General features: G+C 70.5%; 7 protein-coding genes, 1 tRNA gene and 1 pseudogene. 4 read left to right on the top strand and 5 right to left on the bottom strand.

What is annotated here, in order from left to right:
* The 4 genes from AC2CHG_RS16685 to AC2CHG_RS16670 all read left to right on the top strand — a co-directional run.
* Positions 1–1,692: transketolase C-terminal domain-containing protein (locus AC2CHG_RS16685; RefSeq protein WP_484525071.1), on the top strand; the 1,692-nt coding region annotated here is incomplete at its 5' end.
* 110 nt (positions 1,693–1,802) lie between these two features.
* Positions 1,803–2,237 carry a DUF3052 domain-containing protein gene (locus AC2CHG_RS16680; protein WP_013287823.1) on the top strand — a complete coding sequence of 145 codons (435 nt, stop codon included), beginning with the start codon at positions 1,803–1,805 and terminating at the stop codon, positions 2,235–2,237.
* A gap of 81 nt (positions 2,238–2,318) precedes the next feature.
* A complete protein-coding gene (locus AC2CHG_RS16675; RefSeq protein ID WP_120568631.1) occupies positions 2,319–2,786 on the top strand; it encodes a peroxiredoxin in 468 nt (155 codons plus the stop codon).
* Between the two features lie 83 nt (positions 2,787–2,869).
* Positions 2,870–2,944: transfer RNA gene (locus AC2CHG_RS16670), tRNA-Val, on the top strand.
* Positions 2,945–3,069: 125 nt separating this feature from the next.
* Here the strand turns inward: AC2CHG_RS16670 and AC2CHG_RS16665 are convergent.
* From AC2CHG_RS16665 to AC2CHG_RS16645, 5 genes and pseudogenes are all read right to left on the bottom strand, one after another.
* Positions 3,070–3,240, bottom strand: a pseudogene (locus AC2CHG_RS16665) (tyrosine-type recombinase/integrase); the annotation flags it as partial.
* A gap of 206 nt (positions 3,241–3,446) precedes the next feature.
* Positions 3,447–4,076: a hypothetical protein gene (locus AC2CHG_RS16660; RefSeq protein ID WP_366621317.1), complete on the bottom strand. Its 630-nt coding sequence runs from the start codon at positions 4,074–4,076 to the stop codon at positions 3,447–3,449.
* Between the two features lie 233 nt (positions 4,077–4,309).
* Positions 4,310–4,708, bottom strand: coding sequence for a hypothetical protein (locus AC2CHG_RS16655; RefSeq protein WP_366621315.1), 399 nt, complete (start codon positions 4,706–4,708; stop codon positions 4,310–4,312).
* Positions 4,709–4,952: 244 nt separating this feature from the next.
* Positions 4,953–5,756, bottom strand: coding sequence for a hypothetical protein (locus tag AC2CHG_RS16650; RefSeq protein WP_366621313.1), 804 nt, complete (start codon positions 5,754–5,756; stop codon positions 4,953–4,955).
* Positions 5,757–5,857: 101 nt separating this feature from the next.
* Positions 5,858–6,064, bottom strand: a complete 207-nt coding sequence (locus tag AC2CHG_RS16645; protein ID WP_402811434.1) for a hypothetical protein — start codon at positions 6,062–6,064, stop codon at positions 5,858–5,860.
* Between the last annotated feature and the right edge of the window lie 97 nt (positions 6,065–6,161).

Raw genomic sequence — 6,161 nt, 5'->3', positions numbered from 1 at the left:
CGGCCCGCCGACGGCGAGGCCGAGGCGGCGCCCTGGCCCGCCGACGCCGTGGTGGTCTGCGCCTTCGACGACGCCGCGGCCGACCACGCCACGGCCACCGCCGCGCTGAACACGGCCGGCTGGTACGACCACACCGGCCTGCGCATCCCGGTGCTGTTCGTCTGCGCCGACGGCGGCGCCTCCGCCGAGGGCTGGGTGGCCGCCACGCTGCGGGCCCGGCCCGGCATCAGGTACTTCGCCGCCGACGGCACGGACGTGGCCGCGACCTACCGGGTCGCGGCGGAGGCGGCGGAGTGGGTACGCCGGCAGCGCCGGCCCGCCGCGCTGCACCTGAGCGCGGTCCGCCTGATGGAGCACTGTGACGGCGACGCGGCCCGCGACCCGCTGCTGGCCACCGCGCGGCTGCTGGTGACCTCCGGGTACGCCAGTGGCGAGGAACTGCTCGCCCGCTACGACGAGCGGGGCTGGCAGCTGCGCCGCGTCGCCGAGGAGGTGCTGGACGAGCCGAAGCTCGCGTCCCCGGTCGAGATCGTGCGGGAGCTGGCGCCACGCCGGCCGGTGCGGGTGTCCCGCGCGGTCGCCGAGGCGGCGGCGCACGCGGCCGGGCCGGGCGCCGGAGCGCGGGCGGAGGCGTTCGGCGGCAAGCCGCCGGAGCTGACCGGCCCGCTCACGCTGGCGCAGAGCATCAACGCCGCGCTCGCCGACGGCATGCTCGACCACCCCGGGACGGCGGTGTTCGGCCACGACGTGGCCGCCCGTCGCGGGGTGTACGGGGTGACCGAGGGGCTGCGGGACCGGTTCGGGGCGGCGCGCGTGTTCGACACGCTGCCGGACGAGACCTCGATCCTCGGGCTCGGGCTGGGTGCCGGGCTGGCCGGTCTGCTGCCGGTGCCGGAGATCCGCCACCTGACGCTGCTGCACGGCGCCGAGGACCAGCTCCGCGGCGAGGCGGCCACCATGCGGTTCCTCTCCCGGGGCGCGTTCCGCAACCCGATGGTGGTGCGGGTGCCCGGCCTGGCGAGCCCGGACGGACTCGGCGGGCACGACCGCAACGACGACTCGCTGGGGGCGCTGCGCGACGTACCGGGCCTGGTGGTGGCCGTGCCGGCCCGGCCGGACGACGCCGCGCCGATGCTGCGGACCTGCCTGGCGGCGGCCCGGGTGGACGGCAGCGTCTGCGTGTTCGTGGAGCCGATCGCGCTCTACCACGTGCGCGACCTGTACACGGAAGGTGACGACGAGTGGACCGCCGAGTACGCCGAACCGGGCGCCTGGGCGGACCGGCACGTGCCGATAGGCCGGGCCCGCGTGTACGGGATCGGCTCCGCCGAGGACCTCACCATCATCACGTTCGGTAACGGAGTGCGGATGTCGCTGCGTGCCGCCGCCACGCTCGCCGAGGAGGGCGTGGGCAGCCGGGTGGTCGACCTGCGCTGGCTGGCCCCGCTGCCGGTGGCCGACATCATCAGGGAGTCCTCGGCGACCGGCCGGGTGCTGGTGGTGGACGAGACGCGGCGGACCGGCGGGGTGGGCGAGGGCGTGCTGTCCGCGCTCGTCGACACCGGGTACGTGGGCGCCGCGCGCCGCGTAGCCGCACTTGACTCGTTTGTACCATTAGGTCCGGCTGCCCGTCAGGTACTGGTCTCCGCGGAAGCCATCACCCAGGGTGCCCGTACGCTGCTGGCACGGTAAATTCCGTTCCACCCGGTGCGCCACTTGCGCGGCGAGCCGCAACTGTGTGGACTGAGCCCGACGGTGTCACCCGACGCCACGAGCAGGGATAGATGAGGAGGCACTCGACAGTGAGCGCGACCGCTGGCCAGGCCGACGGGGTACGCAGCCTGGCGGACCGGTTCGGTATCGAGCCGGGCATGGTCGTCATGGAGATGGGCTACGACGACGACGTCGACACCGATCTCCGGGACGCCCTGACCGACCGCTGTGGGGAACTCGTCGACGAGGACACCGACGAGGTGGTCGACGCGGTTCTGGTCTGGCACCGCGACGGCGACGGTGACCTGTTCGAGCTCCTCGTCGACGCCCTCGGGCCGCTCGCGGACAACGGCGTGGTCTGGCTCCTGACCCCGAAGGCCGGCCGCGACGGTCACGTCGAGCCGAGCGAGGTCGCGGAGAGCGCGCAGACCGCCGGGCTTCAGCAGACCTCCACCATCAACGCCGGCCGCGACTGGAGCGGGGCCCGCCTCGTCATGCGTCGCGGGTCCAAGAGCAAGAAGTAGGGCGCGCCGCACACCCGGCGGCCGAGGTCGCCGGGTGTGGCAGGCTGATCATCTCCAGACCCGATCGCCGAGGGAGCACGCATGCCCATCGAGGTTGGCGCCGAGGCGCCCGACTTCCTGCTCAAGGACCAGAACAACCAGGAGGTCCGGCTCTCCGACCTCCGCGGTCGCAAGACCGTGCTGCTGGTCTTCTACCCGCTCGCCTTCACCGGCATCTGCCAGGGCGAGCTGTGCGAGGTGCGGGACAACCTCAACGAGTACGTCAACGACGACGTCCAGGTGCTGACCGTCAGCGTCGACTCCGTGTACGCCCACAAGATCTGGGCCGACCGGGAGGGCTACCAGTTCCCGCTGCTGTCCGACTTCTGGCCGCACGGCGCGGTGGCGCAGGCGTACGGCGTCTTCAACGACGTCGCGGGCATCGCCAACCGGGGCACCTTCGTCATCGACAAGGCCGGCGTGGTCCGGTTCGCCGAGATGAACATGCCCGGCGAGGCGCGCGACCAGCAGGGCTGGCGCAAGGCGCTGGCCGAGGCCGTCGCCGCCTGAGTCCCACACCCCAGGCACGTCGTTGCGCGGGGCCGGAGGCGGGCAGGTAAGCTGGCCGCTCCGGCCCGCCGTACGGGCGTTCCGGGCGCGTAGCTCAGTGGGAGAGCACTCGCCTTACAAGCGAGGGGTCGCAGGTTCGAAACCTGCCGCGCCCACCACCCACCAGCAGTGAAAACCGCCCCGAGAAGATCGTTCCTCGGCGAGGTGACAGCAACAGGGTCCATGACAGCCGTCTGTCGAGCTTGCCGAGCGCCTGACGCATCGCGTCGAGGCTGGCATGCGAGTAGACCTTCAGCGTGATCTTCACGTCGGAGTGCCGGGCGATGGCCTGGACGGCGTGCGGCGGGACGCCCAACTCCATCAGCAGCGAGACGACGGTTTGCCGCAGGTCGTGCAGCCGGACCTCGGGGCAGCCGGCTTTCTCCCGGAGGCCGGCGAAGTGTCGGTTGAGGTTGCATCTTGACGTGGCGGCCCCGACGGCAGCCCGCTGGTGGAAGGGCGGGTCGACGGCGCGAGATCACGACGCTCTCGCGGTGCTCGCGCCTGTCGAGCTCTGGGCGTCCCACTTCCGTACGGTGGTGTCAGCAGCAAAGAACCTCGTCGCCGGATCTGAGTCCCCGCCCTGGGAGTCGCTACAGCACGGGCGGGCGTAAGCGGGGCTCAGTCGGCGACGAAGTGCTGGTGGCATCGGTCGCCGGCGGTGTCCGGCAGCAGGACACACCCGCACACCTGGCACGTTCCCCAGCGGCCGTACCACGATCCCGTAAGCCGGAATCGGGCGAGGGCGGCCCGCCAGGCATCCATATCCGCCTCGTAAGTCTCGCCGTCGACCTCCGTCGGGTATCGGGGCTCGCTGCCGGCCAGGAAACCCGCGACGAAGTAGCGGGCCTCCTCTGACATGACCCTCATCTCGGCTCGCGAGACGTTGTATCCCACACCCTCGTGGGGACACCACGCCGCCATTCGCCCGGTCACCGTGTGGCCGTTACCGACCAGGACGTCACGTCCGCAGGGGGCCTCGAACCACAGGCGCTCATCGATCACCGGCTCATCGAGCGGCGCCCGCTCCCAGCGCAGCGGCAGGCTCACCTTCGCCACAATGCAGGAGGGGACAGCCTCGCCGGACGGCGGGAACCTAGCCACGAGATTGGCTTCCCGCTCATGGGCGAAGGCGATCGCCTCGCCCCGGGCCATCAACTCCAACTCTGTCCCGCTGTCCAGGTAGACCTCGACAGCGTCGATGGCCTCATCGAAGCGGAAGTCGGCCAGCGACCACATCCTGTCGGGCATGGACGAGGATCCTAGATCCACCGAGCCGCCCTCAACACTCGCTATCGCCGTATCGGCACGCCGAGGTGTCGCACTCCGCCGGCGGAGGACAGGCCTGATGTCCGGCAACTGGCGCGAGCGGGAAGACCGCAGGGCCGCCGCGGAAAGACAGGGCGCTGTCCGGCGCGGTTAGAGCGGGCAGTCGGCGGGCCGGCTGCCGCCTGTCCAGCACCGTCGGATGTTTCACACGTCGCCTAGCAGTTCAGGATGACGCGCTCGACGTCCGCGCCGGCCTGGACGACCACGGCGTCGGCGCGGAGTTCCTCGGGAAGGTGGTCCCGCTGCCCTTCGTGCGCGAGCAGGGTGGGGGAGCCAGGTGGAAGTACCACGGCATCGGAGAGCCCGATGAACTCGACGAGCATGTCGAGAACCACGCCGGCGGAGAATCGGCTGATCGTGAGACTGTCGAGAGTGTCGCCAGTGAGGGCGGCGTAGACATCTGCCGTGCCGCCGTCCTCGGCGCTGATGTGCCAATGGCTGTGCTGCGGTGCTCGGCGGTTGACACGGGGCGCAAAGACAGCCAGGAAGGCGTCAGCTGCCATCGGGGCGGCGTCGCCCTGCACGAAACGCTGAACGAACATGTCGTAGCCCACCCAGGCAAGCTAGCGCTCGGCCAGAACGATCATGTTAAGTATCAGCCGGGAGACGACATCTGCTCGTCACTGCGGCAGGGCCGTCCGTCGGCGTCAGGCGTCTCGACGCGGATGAAGTAGCCGATCGGCACTTTCTGCTCGCGCTGCATCCCGAGGACGTTGAATCGCACTTCGTGCGTTGCGAAAGAGAACCCCGCACACGGAGGCTCGCCAGCGCGTATCGACGCCAGCGCGCTGCTCGGTCCTAGCCTGGCGCGGGGACGGTCTTGACGATCGCCGTTGCCAGGGACGTCGCCTTCTCCTGAGCGATTGCGGTGACCTCGGAGGCGGTGCTCAGTTTGGGCGGCCAGAAGGCGAGCGCCTCGATGCTGATGAGCAGCGAGCCGTGCGCGAAGATCAGCCGCGCGTTGCCGGGCAGGAACGGCATTCCTTCCGCGCTCTCCGGGTTCACCCGGCTCACCGTCGCCGTGGTCAGCCGCGCGCTCGTCGATCCGATGGGCATCGTGCGTGCACCCCACCGGGCGGTGGCCATCCCGATGTTGAGTGGGAAATCCTTACTGGGGCAACGTGCGGTGCGCGCCGTACGTGCGGCCGCAGCGGCCGCCGGGGCATCACGCAGACGGATCACCGTGACATTCAAAAGGGTTGTCGGGGGCTGGACGTCGACGAAGATCCCTACGGGATTGACCTCCAGGCCCGCGCCCCACACCTGATCGAATTCCAACCCGCCCTCGTTCGACCGGTCGGGGTCGGCAATGAGCAGGTCGCAGGGTTCATAGGGCTCGCCGACCTCGACCGTGCGCTCCCGGATGTCGTCGCCGACATCGGCCCGCTCGACCAGTTGGCGAATCGTCGCCATCAGCGCCTCTTGCTCGGTGGGCGATGCCGACGGTGCGGGATCCACCGAGGGTGCCGGAGGCGGTGGCGGGTCGGCTCGTGTGACGCAGCCGGCAAGGCCCAGTACCACCAGTACGCCGGCGACGAAGGATCCGCCGCGAACCCGATCAACGATCCCCACGAATCCCCGCTTCCACTCGGGGTGCAGCATATGGCTCATCACGTCCGGCGTTTGCCCGTGCCGTCCGCGGCGAAGGTTCCGTCATCTGGAGCGCGGGAGAAGCGCGGACCTTCTGTGATCTGCCGGAGAGGTCAGGAACTCCAGCCGCCCACGCCGCCGCTGCCGGTGTTGCTGCCGTCCGTACGATTCCGATGGTCGTCGAGCCGGCGGCGTGCCTCGGCGGATGCCCGGAGGTCACGTACCTGGCGGCCGTCCACGCGTGTCTGCCGACGAGGACGCAGCAGGCCGACGACGAACACGGCGGCCGCGATGACGAGTACGAGGATCACCCAGCGCATGTCGACCTCCCAGGTCAGATGCCTGCCCCCAGTGTCCGCAGCCGGTCAAGGGCTCGCTCCCTCGCGATCACCGCTGTTTGCGAGACTTTCGGGAGCC

This window comes from Micromonospora sp. ATLC20, assembly GCF_057196585.1.
This window is presented reverse-complemented; position numbering and strand designations above follow the sequence as displayed.

Bases quoted from the DNA above. Each gene is read 5' to 3' on its own strand.
- AC2CHG_RS16650 (WP_366621313.1), bottom strand. From the start codon at position 5,756: ATGCTGCACCCCGAGTGGAAGCGGGGATTCGTGGGGATCGTTGATCGG.
- AC2CHG_RS16645 (WP_402811434.1), bottom strand. From the start codon at position 6,064: ATGCGCTGGGTGATCCTCGTACTCGTCATCGCGGCCGCCGTGTTCGTC.
- AC2CHG_RS16660 (WP_366621317.1), bottom strand. From the start codon at position 4,076: ATGCCCGACAGGATGTGGTCGCTGGCCGACTTCCGCTTCGATGAGGCC.
- AC2CHG_RS16675 (WP_120568631.1), top strand. From the start codon at position 2,319: ATGCCCATCGAGGTTGGCGCCGAGGCGCCCGACTTCCTGCTCAAGGAC.